We start from the raw sequence: 20221 nt of genomic DNA, 5'->3' as shown, positions 1-20221 counted from the left end.
TGAGGTCTCATGGACGAGGTCGACATCGCGATCGTGGGCGCCGGCGCCGCCGGACTGGCGGCCGCCGAGGCCGTGGCCGCCAGCGGTCTGACGGGCGTGCTGCTGGAGGCCCGCGACCGTCTCGGAGGCCGCGCCCATACAATCCACACATCCGTCGGCCCTATCGACCTTGGCTGCGAATGGCTGCACTCGGCCGACGTGAACCCGCTGGTCGCCAGGGTCGGGGCCCTGGGGCTGACCCTCGACAAGACCCCGCCGCCCTGGGCGAATATCGCCGACAGTCCGGTCTTCAGCCGCGAGGAACGCGCCCAATTCGGCGAAGCGTTCCAGGCCCTGGACGCCCGGATCGAGGCGGCGGCCCAGGACGGCGGACCGGACCGGCCGGCGTCCGACCTGTTGGACCCGGACAGTCGCTGGACCCCGCTGCTGAACGCCTTCAGCGCCTTCTACAACGGCGCGGAGTTCGACCAGGTCTCTCTGCACGACTACGCCGCCTACAAGGACACCGAGGTCGACTGGCGGGTCGCCGAGGGTTATGGCGCGGCCATCGCGCGCCTCGGCGGCCACCTGCCGACGCGCCTGTCCTGCTCTGTCTCGATGATCCGTCATGACGGTCACCGCGTGGAGCTGGAGACGGCGCTGGGGACGATCTCGGCCAGGGCGGTGATCGTCTGCGCGCCCACCGCGATCCTCGCCGCGGGCGCCTTGCGATTCATGCCCGCCCTGCCCGACAAGCTGGACGCCGCCGCCGGCCTGCCGCTGGGTCTTGCCGACAAGGTGTTCCTGCGGCTGGACGAACCGGAGATGTTCCCGCCGGAGACCCAGCTCTATTCCGATCCCCACATCACGGCGACCGGGGCCTATCATCTGCGGCCGCTGCACAAGCCGATGATCGAGGTGTTCCTGGGCGGGGCCCACGCCCGCGCGCTGGAGGGGCAGGGACCTGGCGCGGCGGCGGCCTTCGCGGTCGAGGGGCTGGTCTCGGTCTACGGCGGCGACATCCGATCCAAGGTACACGTGATCACCGAGACGCACTGGGCGGCCGACCCGTTCGCCGGCGGCTCCTATTCCCACGCCCTGCCCGGCCATGCCGGCGCACGGGCCGTGCTGGCCGCGCCGGTCGACCAGCGCCTGTTCTTCGCTGGCGAGGCCTGCAGCCCCAACTTCTTCTCCACCGCCCACGGCGCCTGGCTGACGGGCCAGGCGGCGGCGCGAGCGGCGATCGCGAGCCTTACTTAGGCGTCGCCAGCAGGTCGCGGATTTCAGTCAGCAGCTTCTCTTCCGGCGTCGGGGCCGGCGGGGCGCTGGGCGCGGGCTGCTCGGCGTCCTGGCGGCGGATGCCATTGACCACCTTGACCAGCAGGAACACGACGAACGCGACGATGAAGAACTGGATCAGGGTGTTGATGAAGGCGCCGTACATGATCGAGACCTTCTCGATCGCCTCGGTGGCCGGATCCTCGGGCCGAAGCACCCATTCCAGCTTCGAGAAGTCGAGACCACCGGTCAGCAGCCCGATCGGCGGCATGATCACCTGGTCGACGAGACTCTTGACGATGCCATTGAACGCCGCGCCGATGATCACACCGACAGCCAGGTCGATGACGTTGCCCCGGGCGATGAACTCGCGGAATTCCTTGACCACGCTCATGACGAAACTCTCGCTGCCTCAAATACGGCGCCGAGGCTGAGGGTGTTCGCGTCCCAGGGTCAACCCCGGGAGACAATCGTTCTTATTCGTCGCCGTCGGCGTTGAGGCGCGCGCGCAGTTCCTTGCCGCTCTTGAAGAACGGCACGTGCTTGGCGCGGACGTCCACCGCCTCGCCGGTGCGCGGGTTGCGGCCGGTGCGGGCGGGACGCGAGCGGACCGACAGCGCGCCGAAGCCACGCAGCTCGACGCGGCCGCCATCCTCCAGGGCCCCGATCATGCGCTCAAGGATCACGCCGACCACGCGTTCGACGTCTTTCTGCGTCAGGTGCGGATTTTCATTCGCGAGCCTGGCGATGAGTTCAGACTTGATCATCGATATCCCCGGAACGCCCTTGGGAGGAGAAAGGCGCGAGCGGACCTTTGCCCAACGATGGCTGAGTCTTCAAGGGGTTGCGTGAGATTCTCGAACGGGGTTCGGTTAATGGCCAAGAGGGTGGCAGCCGAGGGTGCGAGCGGTTTCGGCGTCCGCCACCCTCCGTGAAAAGGTCTCACGAACCCTTCGGCGCGCGGATGATCAAGGCCTGCTCGGCCAGCCGGCGACGCACCCTGTTGGCCTCCTCGACCTGATCGAAGGGCAGTTCGCGGCCGACGCTCTGGTCGGACTCGAAGAAGCGGGCTTTGCCGCCCTGCAGCTCCGAGATCCGGACGATGTCCGCGTTGGCGATCTTGCCGGTGTAGACCGGCCCCTTGACGGTGAAGCCCGCTCCGCCATTCGGCAACGTCACCTCGACCAGCGCCTTCTTGAAGCTGGGGAACGGCGTGGCGAACGGCGCATCGGCGTTGGGGCCCGGTTCGCGGCGCGGAAACTGAGCGGCCTTACCCGAGCTGGACATCGGCAGACGCCATTCCATCAAGCCGACGTCTTCGTTCAGCCGCCACTCCATGTCGGCGTTACCAGCGATGGTCAGGGTGACGGCGCCGTCCTCGGCGACCGACCAGTCGAAGGTCTCGATTCTCATCCAGCTGCTCGTCGCCGAGAAGCTCTGTCGGAAGCTGCGCTCGATGTCGGCGCGCGGCGCGTTCTCGATCACTCGCGCCATGGCCCGGGCCGCTTCGCCGCGCATGACCATGACCACCGTCGATTTGGCCGGCTTGTCGAGGCCGGCCGAGGCGTCGAAGCGCATGGTCGCGTCCAGGTCGGGTCGCGATGGCGATTGCTGGACGATCGGCTCCAGGGCGGCGCCCGAGGCCTTGATCGGCAGGCCCCACAGGAACGGCGGCGCGGCCAGGGTCTGGAGGCCCCCGCGATCACCTGAGCGCGTGCCGTCCAGCCAGTAAGCCTTGCCGTCGATCGTGGCGCGGACCAGCACGTGATTGAACTGGCTGGCCGAGGGCACGCGCTGGTCCATGCCGTCGGCGGCGGGACCGGCAAGGACCACGACCGGCTCGGCCTGGATGTCGAGGCCCTTCAGAATGGCCAGCAGCAGCGCGGTCTTGCCCTTGCAGTCGCCGAACCGGCGCGCCCAGGTCTCGTCGGCGCTGGCCGGCTTGTAGCCGCCGTCGCCCATGGCCAGCAGCAGGTAGCGGGTCTTGTCCTCCACCAGCCGCAGGGCCTTGAAGGCGCGGACCTTGGGGTCGGGACTGGCGGCGGCGATGGCGGCGATCTCGGCCTTCAGCGGCGAGTCCGGCTTCAGCCTCACAGCCTCGTCGTAGAGCGGAGCCATCGGCGCGACGACGTCGGCCCAGCCGCGATAAGTCGCCGCCTGGATCTCGCCGACCTGCCGGAAGCGCGGCGGCGCGCCGGTCGGCGGCTTGGGCGCGATCGTTCCCGTCTGGTCGACCACCAGTTCGTTCAGCCCGTCGGCCCTGCCAATCTTCGGGTCGGGGAAGCCGGCCGTCGTCTTCCAGGACAGCGGCGTCCCGTCGGCCCACAGCATCCGCACGCGGTAGCGGCCGATCGCGCCCGGCCAGCCCATGCGCTCGAAGTCGCTGACCCGGGGGCCCAGGATCGGATCGCGCCGCTCGATGCTGAACGACCAGTCGACCATGTCGCCGACCCGCAGGTCCTTGATCTGAATCGAGGCGGTCATGCGGCCATCCAGCATGGCCCGCTCCAGGTCCTTCTCTCGGCGCAGGACCAGGACGTCCTCGCCGTTCTTCAGCACGTCGATGCGTTGGCCGTCCCGGATGATCGCCAGGCCATGCAAGGTGACATTGTCGCGGTCCGGCTGCCAGGTGATCGTCCGCGAGCCGGAGGACAGCCCCTCGGGCTTGGTGACCCGCGCGATGCGGCGAACGTAGCGGAACAGGCCCTCCTGGCCGAGCAGGGCCTGGGTGTCGTCCAGCACCGCCTGCACGGCCGGAGCCTGGTCGTCGCCGGGCGGGGCCGGGACCTCGGCGACCTTCACCCATGGGGCCGGCGGACCGTAGGCGGGCTTTTCGTCGGCCCGGGCCGCGCTCCCCACGGCCAGAACCGAAACCGCGGCCACCGCCGCCCAACGCTGAAACACGCCACACCCCCGAAACGCTCAACCTCAGGCAATGTGTGGCAGGGTTTCGCGCAAAAGAAAACGGCGGCGGGATTGCTCCCGCCGCCGCCGGCTTCAACCCACGAGGAGCTGAAGACTATTCCTTGGAAGCGCGCTCGCGCAGAGCGGCGCCCAGGATGTCGCCCAGCGAAGCGCCGGAGTCCGACGAGCCGAACTGCTCGATGGCTTCCTTCTCTTCGGCCATTTCCAGCGACTTGATCGACAGCGACACGCGGCGAGCCGCCTTGTCGATGTTGGTGATCTGAGCGTCGACGCGGTCACCCACGGCGAAGCGCTCGGGGCGCTGTTCCTGACGATCGCGCGACAGGTCCGACTTGCGGATGAAGGCGGTCATCGGGGCGTCGTCTTCACCGAAGCGGACTTCGATGCCGCCCGTGGTGACTTCCGTGACGGTGACGGTCACGGTCTGGTTCTTGCGGTAGGTATCGCCCGACATCGGGTCGCCAGCCAGCTGCTTGATGCCCAGCGAGATGCGTTCCTTCTCGACGTCGACATCGAGAACCTTCGCCTTGACCAGGTCGCCCTTCTTGTAGCGGGCCATGGCTTCTTCGCCCGGGACGCTCCAGTCGATGTCCGACAGGTGCACCATGCCGTCGATGTCGTTGTCGAGGCCGACGAACAGACCGAATTCGGTCGCGTTCTTGACTTCGCCTTCGACGGTCGAGCCGACCGGGTGAGCTTCCAGGAAGGCTTCCCACGGGTTGGCCAGAGCCTGCTTCAGGCCCAGCGAAACGCGGCGCTTGGACGGATCGACGTCCAGCACGACCACGTCGACTTCCTGCGAGGTCGAGACGATCTTGCCGGGGTGGACGTTCTTCTTGGTCCAGGACATTTCCGAGACGTGCACCAGGCCTTCAACGCCGGCTTCCAGCTCCACGAAGGCGCCGTAGTCGGTGATGTTGGTGATGCGGCCCGTGAACTTGGCGCCGACCGGGTACTTGGCTTCCACGCCGTCCCACGGATCCGACTGCAGCTGCTTCATGCCGAGGCTGATGCGCTGGGTGTCCGGGTTGATCTTGACGATCTGGACCTTCACGGTGTCGCCCACGGCGAGCACCTGGCTCGGGTGGTTGACGCGCTTCCAGCTCATGTCGGTGACGTGCAGCAGGCCGTCGATGCCGCCCAGGTCAACGAACGCACCGTAGTCGGTGATGTTCTTGACGACGCCTTCGCGGATTTCACCCTCTTGCAGCTGCGACACCAGTTCGGTGCGCTGCTCGGCGCGGGCTTCTTCCAGGATGGCGCGACGCGAGACGACGATGTTGCCGCGCGGACGGTCCATCTTCAGGATGGCGAAGGGCTGTTCCTTGCCCATCAGCGGACCGACGTCGCGGACCGGACGGATGTCGACTTGCGAGCCCGGCAGGAAGGCCGAAGCGCCGCCCAGGTCGACGGTGAAGCCACCCTTCACGCGGCCGACGATGGCGCCCATGACGGGTTCGTTCTTGGCGTAGACGCCTTCCAGACGGGTCCAGGCTTCTTCGCGCTTGGCCTTTTCGCGGCTGATGACCGCTTCGCCGAGGGCGTTTTCCAGGCGTTCCAGGAAGACTTCGACCGAATCGCCGATCTTGATGGTCGCCTTGCCGGCTTCGTCGACGCCGAATTCCTTCAGCTGAATACGACCTTCGGTCTTCAGACCGACGTCGATGATCGCGAAGTCCTTTTCGATCCCGACGACCTTGCCTTTGACGACGGTGCCTTCCGCGAAATCGCGGCCGCCCATCGAGTCGTTCAGCAGCGCTTCGAAATCGTCGCGCGTCGGGTTGAAGCTCATATCGTCAGCCATGCTGATGTTTAGTCTCGTAGGTTGGGGGAAGCCCTATGGCGAGCGCCGCCGGAGAAAGCGGTTCTCGGGATTCCGGATGAAGTGGGTTTTCTGCGGTCCCGCGATGTTCTCTCTATCGCGGCGAGGTCGGCGGTGGATTTGCCCTACCGGCTAGAGCCGGTGATGGGCGCGCGCGTCCTCGACGATACGGCGGGCCGCATCGAAGGCCTGCTCTATAGTCATTTCCGACGTATCGAGCAAGACGGCGTCTTGCGCCTGGGTCATCGGCGCGTCCTTGCGGCCGCCGTCGCGCGCGTCGCGCTTGTGGATATCGGCCAGGATGTCCTCGAAATCCACGACCTCGCCCTGTTCCGTCAGCTGTTTCCAGCGCCGCTGGGCGCGAACCTCGGGACGCGCGGTGACGTACAGCTTGGCCGGCGCGCGGGGAGCGATCACCGTGCCGATGTCGCGCCCATCCAGCACCGCGCCGGGCTCGCGCCGGGTGAAATCACGCTGCAGATCGAACAGAGCCGCGCGAACGCCGGGATGGACGGCCACGCGGCTGGCGGCCTCGCCGGCCGCGCGCGTCCGCACCTCGGCGCGGTCCAGGTCCGAGAGATCCAGGGCGCGCGCCACGCCCTCGGCCGCGATCGGGTCGTCCAGATCTCCCGCCCCGGCGAGCACGCCCACGCCCACGGCGCGGTACAACAGGCCGGTGTCGAGCAGGGGATAGCCGTAAAGCGCCGCCAGGCGTCCGGCGATAGTGCCCTTGCCCGAGGCGGCGGGGCCGTCGACGGCGATGACGAACCCCCCCACGTCAGGCTTCCGCCAGGGTCGCGCCCAAGCCGCGCATCAGGTCGACGAAGCCCGGGAAGCTGGTGGCGATCATGCCCGGCTCGTCGACCGCCACGCCTTCCTGGGCGGCCATGCCCAGGATCAGGTGGCTCATGGCGATCCGGTGGTCGCCGTGGGTCTCGACGATCGTCCCGCCGCGCGGCGGCTGGCCGGTCCCGCGGACGATGAAGCCCTCCGGCTCCTCCTCCACGTCGACGCCGCAGGCTTCGAGGCCCGCCGCCGTCAGGGCGATGCGGTCGCTTTCCTTGACGCGCATCTCGCCGACGCCGCGCATCACCGTCTCGCCTTCCGCGAAGGCGGCGGCGATGGCCAGGATCGGATATTCGTCGATCATCGACGGCGCGCGCTCGGGCGGAACGATCACGCCCTTGAGCCTGGAGTATCGGGCGGTGATGTCGCCGACCTCCTCGCCGCTGGCGACGCGCCGGTTCGAGATCACCAGGTCGGCGCCCATTTCCCGCAGCGTCGTGAAGAGGCCGGTGCGCAATTCGTTGAGCATCACGCCCTCGACCGTCACTTCCGAGCCCGGAACCAGCAGGCCGGCCACCAGCGGGAAGGCCGCCGACGAGGGGTCGCCCGGAACGGCGACATGCGCGCCGGTCAGCTTCTGACCTTCCGGCAGGCGAATATGGCGGAAGGTCTTCTCGCCAACGACCCGGTCCTCGACGATCACCTCGGCCCCGAAGGCGCGCAACATGCGCTCGGTGTGGTCGCGGGTGGCTTCGGGTTCGATGACCTCGACGCCGCCCTCGGCGTGCAGGCCGGCCAGCAGCACGGCCGACTTCACCTGGGCAGAGGCCATCGGCAGGGTGTAGTTCAGGCCGCGCAGATTGCCGCCCTTCAGCGTCAAGGGCAGGCGACCCCTGTCGCGGCCCAGCCAGGTCGCGCCCATGCGGGCCAGCGGATCCAGCACCCGGCTCATCGGGCGGCTGCGCAGCGAGCTGTCGCCCGTGAAGGTGGCGCACATCGCAAAACCCGCCGCCGCGCCCATGATCAGGCGCACGCCGGTGCCGGCGTTGCCGCAGTCGATCACGTCGGCCGGCTCCTCGAACCCGCCCTTGCCCTCGATGCGCCAGCGGCCGACGCCTTCCTGCTCGACGCGCGCGCCGAAGGCCCGCATGGCCCGCGCGGTGGCGAGCACGTCGTCGCCTTCCAGCAGACCTTCCACCGTCGTCGTCCCGGTCGCCAGCGCGCCCAGGATCATCGCTCGGTGGGAAATTGACTTGTCACCCGGGGCCCGCACGATCCCTCGCAGAGCGCCTGCGGGCGCGCTCTTCAATCCAGCCGACGACATGCCGAGACCGGCTCCTTGGTGCTTGGTGGTTTTCGCGAAGGGGTTTGCTTTTGACAGCGGGCTCTCGTCATGGCAAGTGACCGGCCGCTTTTCCCATCCGGATCAAAGGGTCGCCACTTGGCCAATCCCGAATTGGGCGCAAAACAAATTTGCCCCAACTGCCAATCCAAATTCTACGATCTCGGCCGTCGTCCGGCCGTGTGCCCCAAATGCGGCGAGTCGTTCGACCCGGAGGAGGCGCTGAAATCGCGCCGCGTCCGCGCTCGCTCGATCACGCCGGATTATGACGCCGAGGACGAGAAGCCCGCCCCCGCGCCCAAGGACGAGGACGGCTTCGAGGACGAAGTCGATGAAACGCCCGAAATCGACAAGGTCGAGCCGGACGTTATCGAGACCGACGACGAAGACGCCGAACCCGGCGCCGCCCCCGCGGGCGGTGATGACCTGGGCGTCGACTTCGCCGAGGACGAGGATCTCGCCGAAGACGAGGCCGACGACGTTCCGTTCCTGGAGGACGAGGACGACGAGGACAATCTCGACGACGAGATCGAAGGCCTGCCCGGCGAGGGCGACGAAGACTAATCCGCCAGGTTAGTCTCTCTGGTTGGTAGCCGGTTTCGGACATGCGAAACCGGCTATCCACAGGGGTTTTCCGGGGTGCGACACTTTTCTCGAAAAAAGTTTGAGAAGAGGCTTGATCCCGAAAAAATCCCGGACTAGTTTCCGCGCCTCTTCGGGGGGCGACGCAAGTCGGAAACGCCGAAGAGACCAAGGATTTCCGAGAGTTACCGCAAGGTTCTCGAAGAAAAATCTGGGGCTATAGCTCAGCTGGTAGAGCGCTTGAATGGCATTCAAGAGGTCAGCGGTTCGACTCCGCTTAGCTCCACCATCAAGGCCCGGACGGAAACGTCCGGGCCTTGTCCATTTCTGGACCCGAATTCAGCCGGCTCCTCCCGCCCCCCGCCACCTCTTGAAGTGATTGGCCACGGCCTCCACATCTAGAGCCGTGTCGTGGGGATCGGCGCCGATCCTCGGGTTTATCTCCGCGAACGAAGTCGCTTAAGCGAGGACTTCGCGATGAACCGAATGATCATGTTCGACAGCCCCTTTCTGCTGGGCTTCGAGCACACCCGAGATCTCATAGAGCGCGCCGCCAAGGCCGCCTCGGAAAGCTATCCGCCCTACAACGTCGAGCAGGCCGACAACGGCGGCGTGCGCATCACCCTGGCCGTGGCGGGCTTCTCGCCCGATCAGCTGCAGGTGACGGTCGAGGGCGGCCAGCTGGTCGTCGCCGGCAAGCGCGACAGCGGCGACGGGCGCGGAGAGGCCGAGCGGGCCTTCCTGCACCGCGGGATCGCCGCGCGGGGCTTCGTGCGCACCTTCGTCCTCGCCGAGGGCATGGAGGTGACCGCCGCGACCCTGGAACACGGCCTGCTGCACATCGATCTGGCCCGGCCCGAACCCGAGCGCCTCGTGAAGAGAATTCCCATTCGCAGCGCGGGCTGAGAAGCCGCGCGGAACCCGCCTCGCCGCTCTGGGCTCTGAACCGGCCGGAGAAAGGCGCGTTCCCTAATCAAGGAGGTGGTCATCATGACGCCCAACACGCACTACAACAGCCCGCTCTTCACCAGCGAAGCTTTCGCGGCCCTTGGCGCGCCCGACCTCGTCTATGTCCGGCCGATCAAGGCGGCCGAAATCCTCGCCGACGTCCCCGAGGGCGTGCAGGACTTCAACCTGGCGCCCGACCAGACCCTCTATGCGGTGTGCCGCGCGGACGGCGCGCGCCTGGCCGTGATGATCGACCGCGACACCGCGATCGCCGCCGCCCTCGCCCACGAACTGGCGCCGGTTTCCGTCCACTAACGGTTTGAAGGGCCGCCCCGCGCGGGCGGCCTTTTAAGCGGCCGTGCTGGTCGCTTCCTGGGTCAGCAGCACATGGATCGCGTCCGCCGAGCGCGCCTGGCGCAGAGCCGACCGCGTTTCAGGCTGACGCATCATCCGGGCCACCCGCGCCAGGGCCCTCAAGTGCTGGGCGTTGGCGTCGCGGGGCGCGAACAGGGCCACCAGAAGATCGACGGGCTTGTCGTCCAGGGCGTCGAAGGCCACCGGGGTGTCCAGGCGCACCACGACCGCGCGGACACGATCCAGGCCGTCCACGCGCGCATGCGGAATGGCGACGCCCTCGCCGACGCCGGTCGAGCCAGCGGCTTCGCGGTCCATCAAGCCTTCAAGCGTTGTGTGGGCGTCGACACCCAATACGCGGGCGGCGACGTCGGCGACCAGGGAAAGAGCCTGGCGCTTGCCGGGCGCGCCAGCGCGCAGCGCCACCGCTCCGGGGTCCAGAAGATCGCCAATGGTCATGGACGTACAAAGCTCGCTAGATGCCGACCGCCTTGGCGCCGTCGCCGCGGATCCGCCGCGACGGCGCCAGACCATGAAGGATCCGGTTAGCTCGCGGTTGACCCGTGCCCGTTCAGCGACTTCGTGCGTTCGGGGTCGATCCAGCCGATATTCCCGTCTGGACGCCGATAGACCACGGACAACCCGCCGTGGGCGGCGTTCCTAAACACGATTGCCGGGTATGCGGTCAAGTCCAGTTCCATGACAGCCATGGAAACGGTCATTGTCTTCACCTCGGCCTGGGTCTCCGCGATGACCATGCCCGCGGGCGCGCCCGTCGGGTGGCCGGCTTCCACATCCCAGTCGTGCTCTTCGCCCTCGTCGACTTCCGGGGCCTTCAGGACGAACATCGCGGCGTTCTCGACCTGCTTGGCCGTGGCCGCCGGCGAGTGGCTCTTCAGCCGCCGCTTGTACCGCCTGATGCGGGTGTCGATCTTGGCCAGGGCCGAGTCGAACGCGGCGTGCGCGTCGCCTCCCGAACCATGGCTGATCAGTTGCTGACCCGAAGCCAGCTTTACCGAGCAATCGACACGGAAGGCGTAGCCGTCCTTGCTGACCACGACCTCGGCGTTACCACCGCGATCGAAGTATTTCCCAATGCTCAGGGCGATTTCGTCGGAGACTCGCACTCGCAGAGCCTCACCAACGTCGACATGCTTGCCGGAAACTTGGACTTGCATGTGACTACAACGCGCCTGTCGCAGGCGGGTGTCAAGCGGCGCCTTAGACGCCTGTGGACGACCTCAGACGAGCCCCGAAAAGACGCTCAGAAGCTTGCGTACGGCCATCACGACAACGTGCGCGCTGACGAACAGAAGCGCCCCGCTACCGACAGCCATCAGGTAGCCGAGCAGGGCCAGAACGCCGTCGCGCTGGAGCAGCGCCAGGGCCAGGACGGCGACCGTCGCGCCGGGCGCCAGGTTGCCCAGTGGGATGGGCAGGACCAGCACCAAGGCCAGCAGGGTGCAGACCACGCCGATCGCCCGTTCGCCCAAGGGTGCGAACATCGGCCGCAGGCGCGGACGGGTGATCAGCTCCATGCTGCGCACGATCGGCGCCAGGCGGCGGAAGAGCCCGCGCAGGTCGTCGCGCTTCAGGGGCTTCTCGATCAGCCCCCTTGGCAGCCACGGCGTATCCGCGCCCATGGCGATCTGCGGCGCCAGGAACAGGATCGGCAGCGACAGGATGGTCGAGGAGCCAGGCGGCAGCGGCAGGGTGTTGAGCAGGCCGAAAACCAGCAGCATGGCCCCGAAGGCGCGGCTGTCGAACGCCTCCAGCATCTCGCCCACGGTCAGGACGGGCCGGCTGTCCTCGCCGAAACCCTCGATGACATCCGCGAGCGACTTCTCGTGCATTCCAACCTTCCAGGCGGCAGTAAACGCGGAAGGGGGACTAGACCGCTTCCTTCATCCGACGGCGACGCTCCACCGACGAAGGGATCCGCATGGCCTCGCGGTACTTGGCCACGGTCCGGCGGGCGATGTCGACCCCGGCGGCCTTGAGAATTTCGACAATGGCGTCGTCGGAGTGGACGTCGGCCTCGGTCCTCTCGGCGTCGACCAGGCCCTTGATCTTGTGGCGGACGCTGGCGGCCGAGTGAGCCTCGCCGCCCTCCGACGACTGGATGGCCGAGGTGAAGAAGAACTTCAGCTCGAACACGCCGCGCGGGGTGGCGATGTACTTGTTCGAGGTGACCCGACTGACCGTGCTCTCATGCATGCCAATGGCGTCGGCGACGGTCTTCAGGTTCAGCGGGCGCAGGTGCTCGACGCCGTAGGCCAGGAAGCCGTCCTGCTGGCGGACGATCTCGCTGGAGACCTTCAGGATGGTCTTGGCGCGCTGGTCCAGGCTCTTCACCAGCCAGTTGGCCGTGGCCATGCAGTCCGAGACGAAGGTCTTTTCCTGATCGGTCCGCGCGCCCTTGGCGACGCGGGCGTGGTAGCGCTGGTCGACCAGCACGCGCGGCAGGGTGTCGGTGTTGAGCTCGACGTGCCACATGCCGCCCAGACCCTCGCGGACCATGACGTCGGGCACCAGGGTCTCGGCCGGTTCGCTGTGATAGGCCGCGCCGGGGCGCGGGTTCAGCGAGCGGATCTCGGCGACCATCTCGCGCAGGTCCTCGTCGTCGACGCCGCAGAGGCGGCGCAAGGACGCCATGTCGCGCTTGGCCAGCAGCTCGAGATTGTCGAGCATGGCGGCCATGGCGGGGTCGTAGCGGTTCTGGTCCTTCAGCTGCAGCGCCAGGCACTCGCGGACGTCGCGGGCGAAGACGCCCACCGGCTCGAAGCCCTGCAGGGTGGCGAGCGTTTCCTCGACCATCTCCAGCGGGCAACCCAGACGCTCGGCCAGCTCGATGACGTCCAGGCGCAGGTAGCCGCCTTCGTCGACGGCGTCGATCAGGATCTCGGCGACGGCGTTGCGGGCCGGCGACAGCGCGGCCTGGACCAGCTGCGTGCGCAGATGGGCGGCCAGGGTCGGGATGTCGGTCAGGGCGCGTTCGTAGTTGTCGTCGCCCTCGAAGGAGCCGCCGCCACCGGCGCGCGACCAGTCGATCTGGCCGCCGGCATGTTCGGCGCCATGCTCGGAGCCAGCTTCGGCGCCATCGCCCGTGGCGCGTTCGCCCGGCGAGACGTCCTCGTGCGGCGTGTCCATCTCGCGGCCAGCCGTGGTGTCGGCCACGGCGTCGACATGGGTCAGGCTGGCGTCGCGAACTGCCTCGACCTCGCCCGCGGGCTCGTGATCGCCCTCATCGCGTTGCAGGAGCGGGTTACGCTCCAGCTCCGCCTCGACGAAGGCGTCGAGCTCGATGTTCGACAGCTGCAGCAGCTTGATGGCCTGCTGCAGTTGCGGGGTGATGACGAGGCCCTGACCCTGACGGATCTCGAGGCGGTGGCTGAGCGCCAATGCGCCCTCCTGACAAATCGAAAACTTCGATCGCCATTGAAGGGCCTGTTTGGTTAACGGGTCGCCAACGCCTGCAATTCTCGGGCCGGTGCGACGTTCCGTCCCGGAAAATATCATGCCAGAGGCGTTAGCCCTTACGGGCCAAGGACTTGATCCGGGTGCGGAGGCTCAACGCGGACGCCTTTCCTCGACCCCGCGCGCCTTGCTCACCGCGTCTTTTTTAATCCCCGAGCCGGGGCTCGCTGAAGCTGTCGCCCAGATAGACGCGCTTGACTTCCGGGTTCTCGACGATCTCGCGCGGCGAGCCTTCGAACAGAACCTCACCGGCGTGGATGATCGAGGCGCGGTCGATGATGTCCAGCGTCTCGCGCACGTTGTGGTCGGTGATCAGGATGCCGATGCCACGGCTCTTGAGATAGCCGATCACGTCGCGGATGTCGGCGATGGCTAGCGGATCGATGCCGGCGAACGGCTCGTCCAGCAGCATGAACGACGGCTCGGAGGCGAGCGCCCGAGCGATTTCCACGCGGCGGCGCTCACCGCCCGACAGGGCGACGGCCGGCGACTTGCGGATGTGGGTGATGCGCAGCTCTTCCAGGATGCCGGTGACCTGCTCGCGAGCCTTGCGCGGGTCCCTCTGGCGCATCTCGACCACGGCCATGACGTTCTGCTCGACCGTCATGCCCCGGAAGATCGAGGCTTCCTGCGGCAGATAGCCGACGCCGAGACGGGCGCGCTGGAACATCGGCTGGGCGGTGATGTTCTCGCCGTCCAGATAGATCGCGCCGTAGTCGGCGGCGATCAGACCCGTGATCATGTAGAAGCAGGTCGTCTTGCCGGCGCCGTTCGGGCCCAGAAGGCCGGCGACCTCGCCGCGCTTGAGGCGCAGGGAGACGTTCTTGACGACCGGACGGTCGCCGAACGACTTGCCCACGGAATCGACGAACAGGCCGTCCATGTCGTTGGAGGTCAGGGTCATGGAGGATCCTAGCGCGGGGCGGCGGGCTGGGCGGGCGCGGCCGGCGCGTCGTTCTTCTTGTCGTCCTGGTAGAACACCGCGCGGACCCGGCGCTGGGAGGCCTTGGCCGAAGGGTTCGACTCCAGCCTGGCGTCGTTGGTCTTGGTGTTGACCGTCAGCTTGTCGCCGCGCGCCACGTCCTTGCCCTTCACCAGCACCACGTCGCCGGTGACGATCGCGATGTTGTTGTCGAAGGTGTAGACGGCGCGGTCGCCGCGGGCGGTCTGCGTGTCGCTGACCATGTAGACGCCGCCCTCGGCTTCCATGCGCTGGGCCGCGCCGCAGGCGTTGGCCCCGTCCGCCGTCGCCCCGGCCTTGCGGGCGCTGTACACGGTCACCTTCTGGGCGCGCAGGCGCGAGCGGTTCTGCAGAATCTCCACGTTGCCCGTGAAGATCGTGATGCACTTGCTGTTGATGGTTTCCTGATTGTCGGCGGAAACATCGACCGGCGTGCTCGAATCTTGGGCGTAGGCCGCGCCGCTGGCCCCAATCCCACCAAGGATCAACGCGGTCGTCACCGCCGCCGCCGTCCGTCGCTTCATCAGAACCATGTCCTCATCCGTCGCGGCCGCATCCGAAGCGAACCTGCGCCATTGATCTTCTTTACTGCCGTTCGAACCGGGCGCGAACCCCACCCCGGAAGATGACGCGATCGCCCTTGTCATATACGGAGTAGGCGTTGGATTGCACCTGCCCACTGGGGCCTTCGCCGTTCATTGTCGTCTCGCCGGTCACGTCGCCGCTCCTGGTGTCGACGAACGACTCCTCGGACGCGAAGCGGTAACCCGTGCCATCGTCCAGACGGACGTCGTCCTTCAGGTTCAGGCCGAAATTGTCCTGGCGATAGACGCCGTGCTTGGCGGTCATCCGCGTCGGCGTCGGCGAGCCCAGGTCCAGGGTCAGAGCCGGCTCGTCCAGGATGATGCGGCGCGGATCGTTGTCGTCGCGGATCGCCGAGCGCGCGGTGATCATGAAGCTGCGGCCGTCGGTCGACTGACCGTAGAAGCGCGGCGTGATCAGGCGGATCTCCGTCTTGGCCTCCGCAGGCGGATGCGTGGCGGCCATGTAGGTTCGCCAGCCAACCTGCGAGGCGACGATCAGCAGCAGGCCCGTGATCGCGGCCGGCAGGATGATGCGCGCGGCCAGAACGCGGCGCGAGCGGCGACGCCAGCGCGCGAGGTCGGCGCTCATCGTTCGTCCGGTCATGACCGCGGTCGGGTGCATCGCGTCCGTCAGCTATGGGCGAAGATGTCCATCTCCTCCCAGCCGGCCAGGTCGAGCGAGGCGCGGTGGGGGAGATAGTCGAAAGCGTGTTGGGCCAGGGCCATGCGGCCTTCGCGCTCCAGCATGGCGTTCAGCTTAAGCCGCAGCGCGTGCAGGTGCAGCACGTCCGAGGCGGCGTAGGCCACCTGGTCGGCGCTCAGCGATGGCGCGCCCCAGTCCGACGACTGCTGCACCTTCGACAGCTCCACGCCCAGCAGCTCGCGCGTCACGTCCTTCAGGCCGTGGCGGTCGGTGTAGGTGCGGGCCAGCTTCGAGGCGATCTTGGTGCAATAGACGGGTGCGGTCACCACGCCCAGATGGAGTTCGAACATGGCGATATCAAAGCGGCCGAAGTGAAAAAGCTTCAGCACGGCCGGATCGGTCAGCAGAGCCTTCAGGTTCGGGCAGTCGTAGGTCGCGCGATTCAGGCGCACCACGTGCGCGTCGCCGTCGCCCGATGACAGCTGGACCACGCACAGCGGGTCACGGCCCAGGCGCAGACCCATGGTCTCCGAATCGATGGCGATGACGCCAGCGCCGGCGAAGACGCCGTCGGGCAGGTCGCCCTCGTGAACGAAATTAGCCAAGTCTCAAACTCCGGCGATTCATATCGCGCCCGCGCGAGCGCGCTCAACCACGCGTCCGAGTAGAACGCGCGACACTTATACTCACGATGAACGAATTAGCATCCGGAGGATTTTTTGGCGCCACCCCCGCTTCCCGAAAGAAGCTCAGTTAAGGGGTGGTGCCCAGGAGAGGACTCGAACCTCCACGACCTTTCGGTCACTGGCACCTGAAGCCAGCGCGTCTACCAATTCCGCCACCTGGGCCCGCTGTCGCAACCGGTTAGGTCGCCGCGAGGCCGGGACGTTTAGGGAAAGCTTCCGACGCCGTCAACAGACAAAAATCGATAAGTCGCGATTTCATTGCGAAGCCGCTCCCAGTCGTCTAATTCCCCCGTTATCGCGGTAGAGTCATCGCATGCGACGAGGAATGAAGATGCAAGGTCTGGTCACGGTGTTCGGCGGCTCCGGTTTCGTGGGCGGCCAGGTCGTGCGGGCGCTCGCCAAGGCGGGCCATCGCGTGCGGGTGGCCGTGCGCCAGCCCAATCTCGCCTATCGTATGCGGATGCTGGGCGACGTCGGCCAGATCGAGGTGGTCCAGGCCAATGTCCGCAATCCAGCCTCGATCGCCCGCGCCCTGGACGGCGCCGAGGCCTGCGTGAATCTGGTGGGCGTGCTCTGGGAGAGCGGCCGCCAGAAGTTCCAGTCGATCCATGTCATGGCCGCCCAGAACGTGGCCCAGGCCGCCGCCAAGGCCGGCGTGAAGCATCTGGTCCACATGAGCGCCCTGGGCGCCAACGCCGAGTCGGAGTCGAAGTACTTCCGCACCAAGGCCGAGGGCGAGGCCGCCGTCCGCGCCGCCTTCCCGGGCGCGACCATCATCCGTCCTTCGCTGGTGTTCGGCGTCGACGACAAGTTCTTCAACAGGTTCGCCCAGATCGCCGCCCTGTCGCCGATCATGCCGCTGGTCGGCGGCGACAGCCGCGTCCAGCCGGTGTTCGTCGGCGACGTCGCCGCCGTGATCGCCAAGGCCGCCGCCAGCCCGGCCGCGGTCGGCGTGACCTACGAACTGGGCGGGCCGACCGTCTACACGATGCGCGAGATCATGCAGCTCATCCTGACCGAGACCGGCCGCGCCCGGCCGCTGGCCCCGCTGCCCTGGCCGGTGGCCTCGCTGATCGGCGCGCTGGGCGACATGGTCGCCGGGATCCTGCCGCCCCCGTTGACGACCGATCAGGTCGAGATGCTGAAGGTCGACAATGTCGCCGAGCATGGCCTGCCGGGCCTGGCCGAGGCCGGCGTGGTCGGCACGAGTGTCGAGGCCGTGGTCCCGACCTATCTCTACCGCTACCGCAAGGGCGGCCAGTACGCCGAGACCCCGGCGGGCGCGTTCTAGGCGACACGCGCCTAACCAAGACGACAAAGGGCGGACGCCGCGAGGCGCCCGCCCTTTTTCTTTCGCTGGCGTCGCCGTTGGCTCAGGGACGCAGGTAAAGCACCGCTAGGCCGCCGACGCCGACGACGATCCGCCACCAGGCGAACGGAGCGAGGCCGCGCTTGCCGATGAAGTCGAGCATGTACTTCACGACCACCAGGCCCGACAGGAACGACACGACGAAGCCGATGGCCACCACGCCGACATGGCCGGCGTCCAGGGCGTCACGGTTCTTGTAGACGTCCAGGGCGAAGGCCCCGACCATGATCGGAATGGCCATGAAGAAGCTGAATTCGGCCGCGGCCCGGCGCTCGATGCCGAACAGCATGGAGCCGACGATGGTCGAGCCCGAGCGCGACACGCCGGGGATCAGCGACAGGCACTGGAACAGGCCGACGATCAGCACCTTGTGCAGCGGCAGGTTCATGGCGTCGTGATCGACGGCCGGCGGCGCCTTCTTGTCGATGAATAGCAGGATCGCCCCGCCGATCAGCAGCGACCAGCATATGATCAGCGGGCTCTCGAACAGGAACGTCTTGATCAGGTCATGCAGCAGCAGGCCCGCCGCGAAGGCCGGGGCCACCGCGATGATGACGCTGAGCGCGAAGCGCCGCGCCTCGGGCTTGGTGGGCAGGCCGATCAGCACGCCCCACAGCTTCTGGAAATAGAGGGCGACCACCGCCAGGATCGCGCCCAGCTGGATCAGCACGATGAAGGTGTCCCAGGACGGGTCCTTCAGCCTCATGGCTTCCTTGGCCAGCAGCAGATGGCCGGTCGAGGAGACGGGTATGAACTCCGTCAGCCCCTCGACCAGACCCAGAATGATTGCGTTCAGCCAGTCAGGCATTGTTCGGCTCCAAACCCGCCCCGGCGTGCGCCCGACACGGTAAATAGGTCGTAAATCCACAAAGTGGACTATTTCAGGGGTGCATTGCGAGGCGATCGCAAAATCCCTACCCTCGGTGAGGATATATAAGTCTACTTATTTGACTATGACATTCTTCTTGCCCGAAAGAGTCCGTATGAGGCCGGCCTGAGCAATTTTTCTCCCGTGACGGGGATGAGGGAAGTCGCATGGCCGAGCGCATGCTGAAATTCACCACGGTGGCCCGCAAGACGCCCGAAAAGCGCGCGGCGACTGAGCGTTCGGGCGACTTCCACGAGATCTACGCCGACTTCATCGACGCGAAGGCCACCGAGCAGGCCTCGCGCTGCTCGCAGTGCGGCGTGCCGTTCTGTCAGACCCACTGCCCGCTGCATAACAACATCCCCGACTGGCTGCGAATGACGGCCGAGGGCCGCCTGGAAGAAGCCTACGCCCTGTCGCAGGCGACCAATTCCATGCCGGAAGTGTGCGGCAGGATCTGCCCGCAGGATCGCCTGTGCGAAGGCAACTGCGTTATCGAGCAATCCGGTCACGGCACCGTGACGATCGGCTCCGTCGAACGCTACCTGACCGACAAGGCCTGGGAGATGGGCTGGGTGAAGCCCTTGGTCCCCGGTGAAGCGCGCGGCCAGTCGGTCGGCGTGATCGGCGCGGGCCCCGCCGGCCTGGCGGCGGCCGAGATGCTGCGCGAGGCCGGCTACGACGTCACCGTCTATGACCGCCACGACCGCGCTGGCGGCCTGCTGATCTACGGCATCCCCGGCTTCAAGCTGGAGAAGGACGTCGTCGAGCGCCGCACCCGGCGCCTGGCCGACGGCGGCGTCGAGTTCAAGCTAGGCTTCGAGGTCGGCAAGGACGCCACGCTCGAGGATCTGCGCGAAAAGCACGACGCGGTGCTGATCGCCGTCGGCGTCTACGCCGCGCGCGACCTGACCGTCCCCGGCGGCGGCAGCAAGGGCGTGGCGCCCGCCCTGGACTATCTGATCGCCTCCAACCGCGTGGGCCTGGGCGACAGCGTGCCGGCCTATGAGTCCGGCGAGCTGAACGCCGAGGGCAAGGACGTGGTCGTGGTCGGCGGCGGCGACACCGCCATGGACTGCGTCCGCACCGCCATCCGCCAGGGCGCGGCCTCGGTCACCTGCCTCTATCGTCGCGACAAGGCCAACATGCCGGGTTCGATGCGCGAGGTTTCGAATGCCGAGGAAGAGGGCGTCACCTTCGAATGGCTGGCCGCCCCGCGCGCCCTGTCGGGCGAGGCCGAAGCTGTCACCGGCGTACGCGCCATCCGCATGCGCCTGGGCGCGCCGGACGCCTCGGGCCGCCAGAGCCCCGAGGAAATCCCCGGCGGCGACTTCGACCGTCCGGCCCAGCTGGTGCTGAAGGCCCTCGGCTTCGAGCCCGAGAACCTGCCGCAGGACTGGTCGGCCCCCGATCTGAAGGTCACCCGCTGGGGCACGGTCAAGGCCGACCTCCGCGACCAGATGACCAATCTCGACGGCGTGTTCGCCGCCGGCGACATCGTGCGCGGCGCCTCGCTGGTCGTCTGGGCGATCAAGGACGGCCGCGACGCCGCCGACGCCATCCACCGCTACCTGCAGGCCAAGGTCGGCGCCTCCGCGCTGATCGCGGCGGAATAAG

At 67.4% G+C, this 20221-nt stretch carries 21 protein-coding genes and 2 tRNA genes; 7 read left to right on the top strand and 16 right to left on the bottom strand.

The annotated features are described in order from the left end of the window. Positions 1-9 precede the first annotated feature (9 nt). On the top strand, positions 10-1239 hold the full coding sequence (locus AC1RNC_RS25680) for a flavin monoamine oxidase family protein (protein WP_492888810.1): 1230 nt from the start codon (positions 10-12) through the stop codon (positions 1237-1239). Here AC1RNC_RS25680 and mscL read toward each other — a convergent pair. The 6 genes from mscL to aroA form a co-directional block, all read right to left on the bottom strand. Continuing rightward, a complete protein-coding gene (mscL, locus tag AC1RNC_RS25675) occupies positions 1232-1651 on the bottom strand; it encodes a large-conductance mechanosensitive channel protein MscL (protein ID WP_492888809.1) in 420 nt (139 codons plus the stop codon). The genes AC1RNC_RS25680 and mscL overlap by 8 nt on opposite strands. A gap of 82 nt (positions 1652-1733) precedes the next feature. Continuing rightward, a complete protein-coding gene (locus tag AC1RNC_RS25670) occupies positions 1734-2024 on the bottom strand; it encodes an integration host factor subunit beta (RefSeq protein WP_010921415.1) in 291 nt (96 codons plus the stop codon). A gap of 175 nt (positions 2025-2199) precedes the next feature. Further along, a complete protein-coding gene (locus AC1RNC_RS25665; RefSeq protein ID WP_492888808.1) occupies positions 2200-4161 on the bottom strand; it encodes a DUF3857 domain-containing protein in 1962 nt (653 codons plus the stop codon). Between the two features lie 115 nt (positions 4162-4276). Further along, positions 4277-5986 carry a 30S ribosomal protein S1 gene (rpsA, locus tag AC1RNC_RS25660; RefSeq protein WP_492888807.1) on the bottom strand — a complete coding sequence of 570 codons (1710 nt, stop codon included), beginning with the start codon at positions 5984-5986 and terminating at the stop codon, positions 4277-4279. A 150-nt stretch (positions 5987-6136) separates the two neighbouring features. After that, the gene (gene cmk / locus AC1RNC_RS25655; protein WP_492888806.1) at positions 6137-6781 is read right to left on the bottom strand and encodes a (d)CMP kinase; all 645 of its coding nucleotides are present in this window, start codon (positions 6779-6781) and stop codon (positions 6137-6139) included. 1 nt (position 6782) lies between these two features. Beyond that, complete coding sequence (gene aroA, locus AC1RNC_RS25650; protein WP_492888805.1) at positions 6783-8114, bottom strand: 3-phosphoshikimate 1-carboxyvinyltransferase; 1332 nt, start codon at positions 8112-8114, stop codon at positions 6783-6785. Between the two features lie 117 nt (positions 8115-8231). On the opposite strand from aroA, the gene AC1RNC_RS25645 reads away from it, so the two are divergent. The 4 genes from AC1RNC_RS25645 (at position 8232) to AC1RNC_RS25630 (ending at position 9977) form a co-directional block, all read left to right on the top strand. Further along, positions 8232-8696 (top strand): TIGR02300 family protein, encoded by a 465-nt coding sequence (locus AC1RNC_RS25645; RefSeq protein WP_492888804.1) that lies wholly within the window; start codon positions 8232-8234, stop codon positions 8694-8696. A 231-nt stretch (positions 8697-8927) separates the two neighbouring features. Further along, a tRNA-Ala gene (locus tag AC1RNC_RS25640) sits at positions 8928-9003 on the top strand. A gap of 188 nt (positions 9004-9191) precedes the next feature. Continuing rightward, complete coding sequence (locus AC1RNC_RS25635; protein ID WP_492888803.1) at positions 9192-9620, top strand: Hsp20 family protein; 429 nt, start codon at positions 9192-9194, stop codon at positions 9618-9620. Positions 9621-9704: 84 nt separating this feature from the next. Further along, on the top strand, positions 9705-9977 hold the full coding sequence (locus AC1RNC_RS25630) for a DUF1150 family protein (protein ID WP_492888802.1): 273 nt from the start codon (positions 9705-9707) through the stop codon (positions 9975-9977). Between the two features lie 33 nt (positions 9978-10010). Here the strand turns inward: AC1RNC_RS25630 and ptsN are convergent, their stop codons facing one another. The 9 genes from ptsN to AC1RNC_RS25585 form a co-directional block, all read right to left on the bottom strand. After that, positions 10011-10475, bottom strand: a complete 465-nt coding sequence (gene ptsN, locus AC1RNC_RS25625) for a PTS IIA-like nitrogen regulatory protein PtsN (RefSeq protein WP_492841417.1) — start codon at positions 10473-10475, stop codon at positions 10011-10013. A gap of 86 nt (positions 10476-10561) precedes the next feature. Beyond that, positions 10562-11194 (bottom strand): ribosome hibernation-promoting factor, HPF/YfiA family, encoded by a 633-nt coding sequence (hpf, locus tag AC1RNC_RS25620; protein ID WP_492841419.1) that lies wholly within the window; start codon positions 11192-11194, stop codon positions 10562-10564. A 63-nt stretch (positions 11195-11257) separates the two neighbouring features. Continuing rightward, the gene (locus AC1RNC_RS25615) at positions 11258-11869 is read right to left on the bottom strand and encodes an exopolysaccharide biosynthesis protein (RefSeq protein WP_492888801.1); all 612 of its coding nucleotides are present in this window, start codon (positions 11867-11869) and stop codon (positions 11258-11260) included. A 37-nt stretch (positions 11870-11906) separates the two neighbouring features. After that, positions 11907-13418, bottom strand: coding sequence for an RNA polymerase factor sigma-54 (gene rpoN, locus AC1RNC_RS25610; protein ID WP_492888800.1), 1512 nt, complete (start codon positions 13416-13418; stop codon positions 11907-11909). Between the two features lie 220 nt (positions 13419-13638). Next, positions 13639-14397 (bottom strand): LPS export ABC transporter ATP-binding protein, encoded by a 759-nt coding sequence (gene lptB, locus AC1RNC_RS25605; RefSeq protein ID WP_492841425.1) that lies wholly within the window; start codon positions 14395-14397, stop codon positions 13639-13641. A gap of 8 nt (positions 14398-14405) precedes the next feature. Beyond that, positions 14406-14978, bottom strand: coding sequence for an LptA/OstA family protein (locus tag AC1RNC_RS25600; RefSeq protein WP_492888817.1), 573 nt, complete (start codon positions 14976-14978; stop codon positions 14406-14408). Positions 14979-15039: 61 nt separating this feature from the next. Continuing rightward, entirely contained in the window at positions 15040-15660 is a 621-nt protein-coding gene (gene lptC, locus AC1RNC_RS25595) for an LPS export ABC transporter periplasmic protein LptC (RefSeq protein WP_492888799.1), read from the bottom strand. Positions 15661-15668: 8 nt separating this feature from the next. Beyond that, positions 15669-16286, bottom strand: a complete 618-nt coding sequence (locus AC1RNC_RS25590; RefSeq protein WP_492841429.1) for a ribonuclease D — start codon at positions 16284-16286, stop codon at positions 15669-15671. 156 nt (positions 16287-16442) lie between these two features. After that, positions 16443-16529, bottom strand: a tRNA-Leu gene (locus tag AC1RNC_RS25585). Between the two features lie 169 nt (positions 16530-16698). Between AC1RNC_RS25585 and AC1RNC_RS25580 the strand changes: the two genes are divergently transcribed. After that, the gene (locus tag AC1RNC_RS25580; RefSeq protein WP_492888816.1) at positions 16699-17658 is read left to right on the top strand and encodes a complex I NDUFA9 subunit family protein; all 960 of its coding nucleotides are present in this window, start codon (positions 16699-16701) and stop codon (positions 17656-17658) included. Positions 17659-17740: 82 nt separating this feature from the next. Here AC1RNC_RS25580 and AC1RNC_RS25575 read toward each other — a convergent pair whose 3' ends face one another. Further along, positions 17741-18544 (bottom strand): undecaprenyl-diphosphate phosphatase, encoded by an 804-nt coding sequence (locus tag AC1RNC_RS25575; protein ID WP_492841431.1) that lies wholly within the window; start codon positions 18542-18544, stop codon positions 17741-17743. A 227-nt stretch (positions 18545-18771) separates the two neighbouring features. Between AC1RNC_RS25575 and AC1RNC_RS25570 the strand changes: the two genes are divergently transcribed. After that, positions 18772-20220 carry an NAD(P)-dependent oxidoreductase gene (locus tag AC1RNC_RS25570; protein ID WP_492888798.1) on the top strand — a complete coding sequence of 483 codons (1449 nt, stop codon included), beginning with the start codon at positions 18772-18774 and terminating at the stop codon, positions 20218-20220. Position 20221: the final 1 nt, after the last annotated feature.

The sequence above is a fragment of the Caulobacter sp. GW822-FHT01G02 genome (assembly GCF_058802865.1).
This window is presented reverse-complemented; position numbering and strand designations above follow the sequence as displayed.

Coding starts and splice junctions, on each gene's coding strand:
- AC1RNC_RS25680 (WP_492888810.1), top strand. CDS start 10: ATGGACGAGGTCGACATCGCGATCGTGGGCGCCGGCGCCGCCGGACTG.
- mscL (WP_492888809.1), bottom strand. CDS start 1,651: ATGAGCGTGGTCAAGGAATTCCGCGAGTTCATCGCCCGGGGCAACGTC.
- AC1RNC_RS25670 (WP_010921415.1), bottom strand. CDS start 2,024: ATGATCAAGTCTGAACTCATCGCCAGGCTCGCGAATGAAAATCCGCAC.
- rpsA (WP_492888807.1), bottom strand. CDS start 5,986: ATGGCTGACGATATGAGCTTCAACCCGACGCGCGACGATTTCGAAGCG.
- aroA (WP_492888805.1), bottom strand. CDS start 8,114: ATGTCGTCGGCTGGATTGAAGAGCGCGCCCGCAGGCGCTCTGCGAGGG.
- AC1RNC_RS25635 (WP_492888803.1), top strand. CDS start 9,192: ATGAACCGAATGATCATGTTCGACAGCCCCTTTCTGCTGGGCTTCGAG.
- AC1RNC_RS25630 (WP_492888802.1), top strand. CDS start 9,705: ATGACGCCCAACACGCACTACAACAGCCCGCTCTTCACCAGCGAAGCT.
- ptsN (WP_492841417.1), bottom strand. CDS start 10,475: ATGACCATTGGCGATCTTCTGGACCCCGGAGCGGTGGCGCTGCGCGCT.
- hpf (WP_492841419.1), bottom strand. CDS start 11,194: ATGCAAGTCCAAGTTTCCGGCAAGCATGTCGACGTTGGTGAGGCTCTG.
- AC1RNC_RS25615 (WP_492888801.1), bottom strand. CDS start 11,869: ATGCACGAGAAGTCGCTCGCGGATGTCATCGAGGGTTTCGGCGAGGAC.
- lptB (WP_492841425.1), bottom strand. CDS start 14,397: ATGACCCTGACCTCCAACGACATGGACGGCCTGTTCGTCGATTCCGTG.
- AC1RNC_RS25600 (WP_492888817.1), bottom strand. CDS start 14,978: ATGAAGCGACGGACGGCGGCGGCGGTGACGACCGCGTTGATCCTTGGT.
- lptC (WP_492888799.1), bottom strand. CDS start 15,660: ATGCACCCGACCGCGGTCATGACCGGACGAACGATGAGCGCCGACCTC.
- AC1RNC_RS25580 (WP_492888816.1), top strand. CDS start 16,699: ATGCAAGGTCTGGTCACGGTGTTCGGCGGCTCCGGTTTCGTGGGCGGC.
- AC1RNC_RS25575 (WP_492841431.1), bottom strand. CDS start 18,544: ATGCCTGACTGGCTGAACGCAATCATTCTGGGTCTGGTCGAGGGGCTG.
- AC1RNC_RS25570 (WP_492888798.1), top strand. CDS start 18,772: ATGGCCGAGCGCATGCTGAAATTCACCACGGTGGCCCGCAAGACGCCC.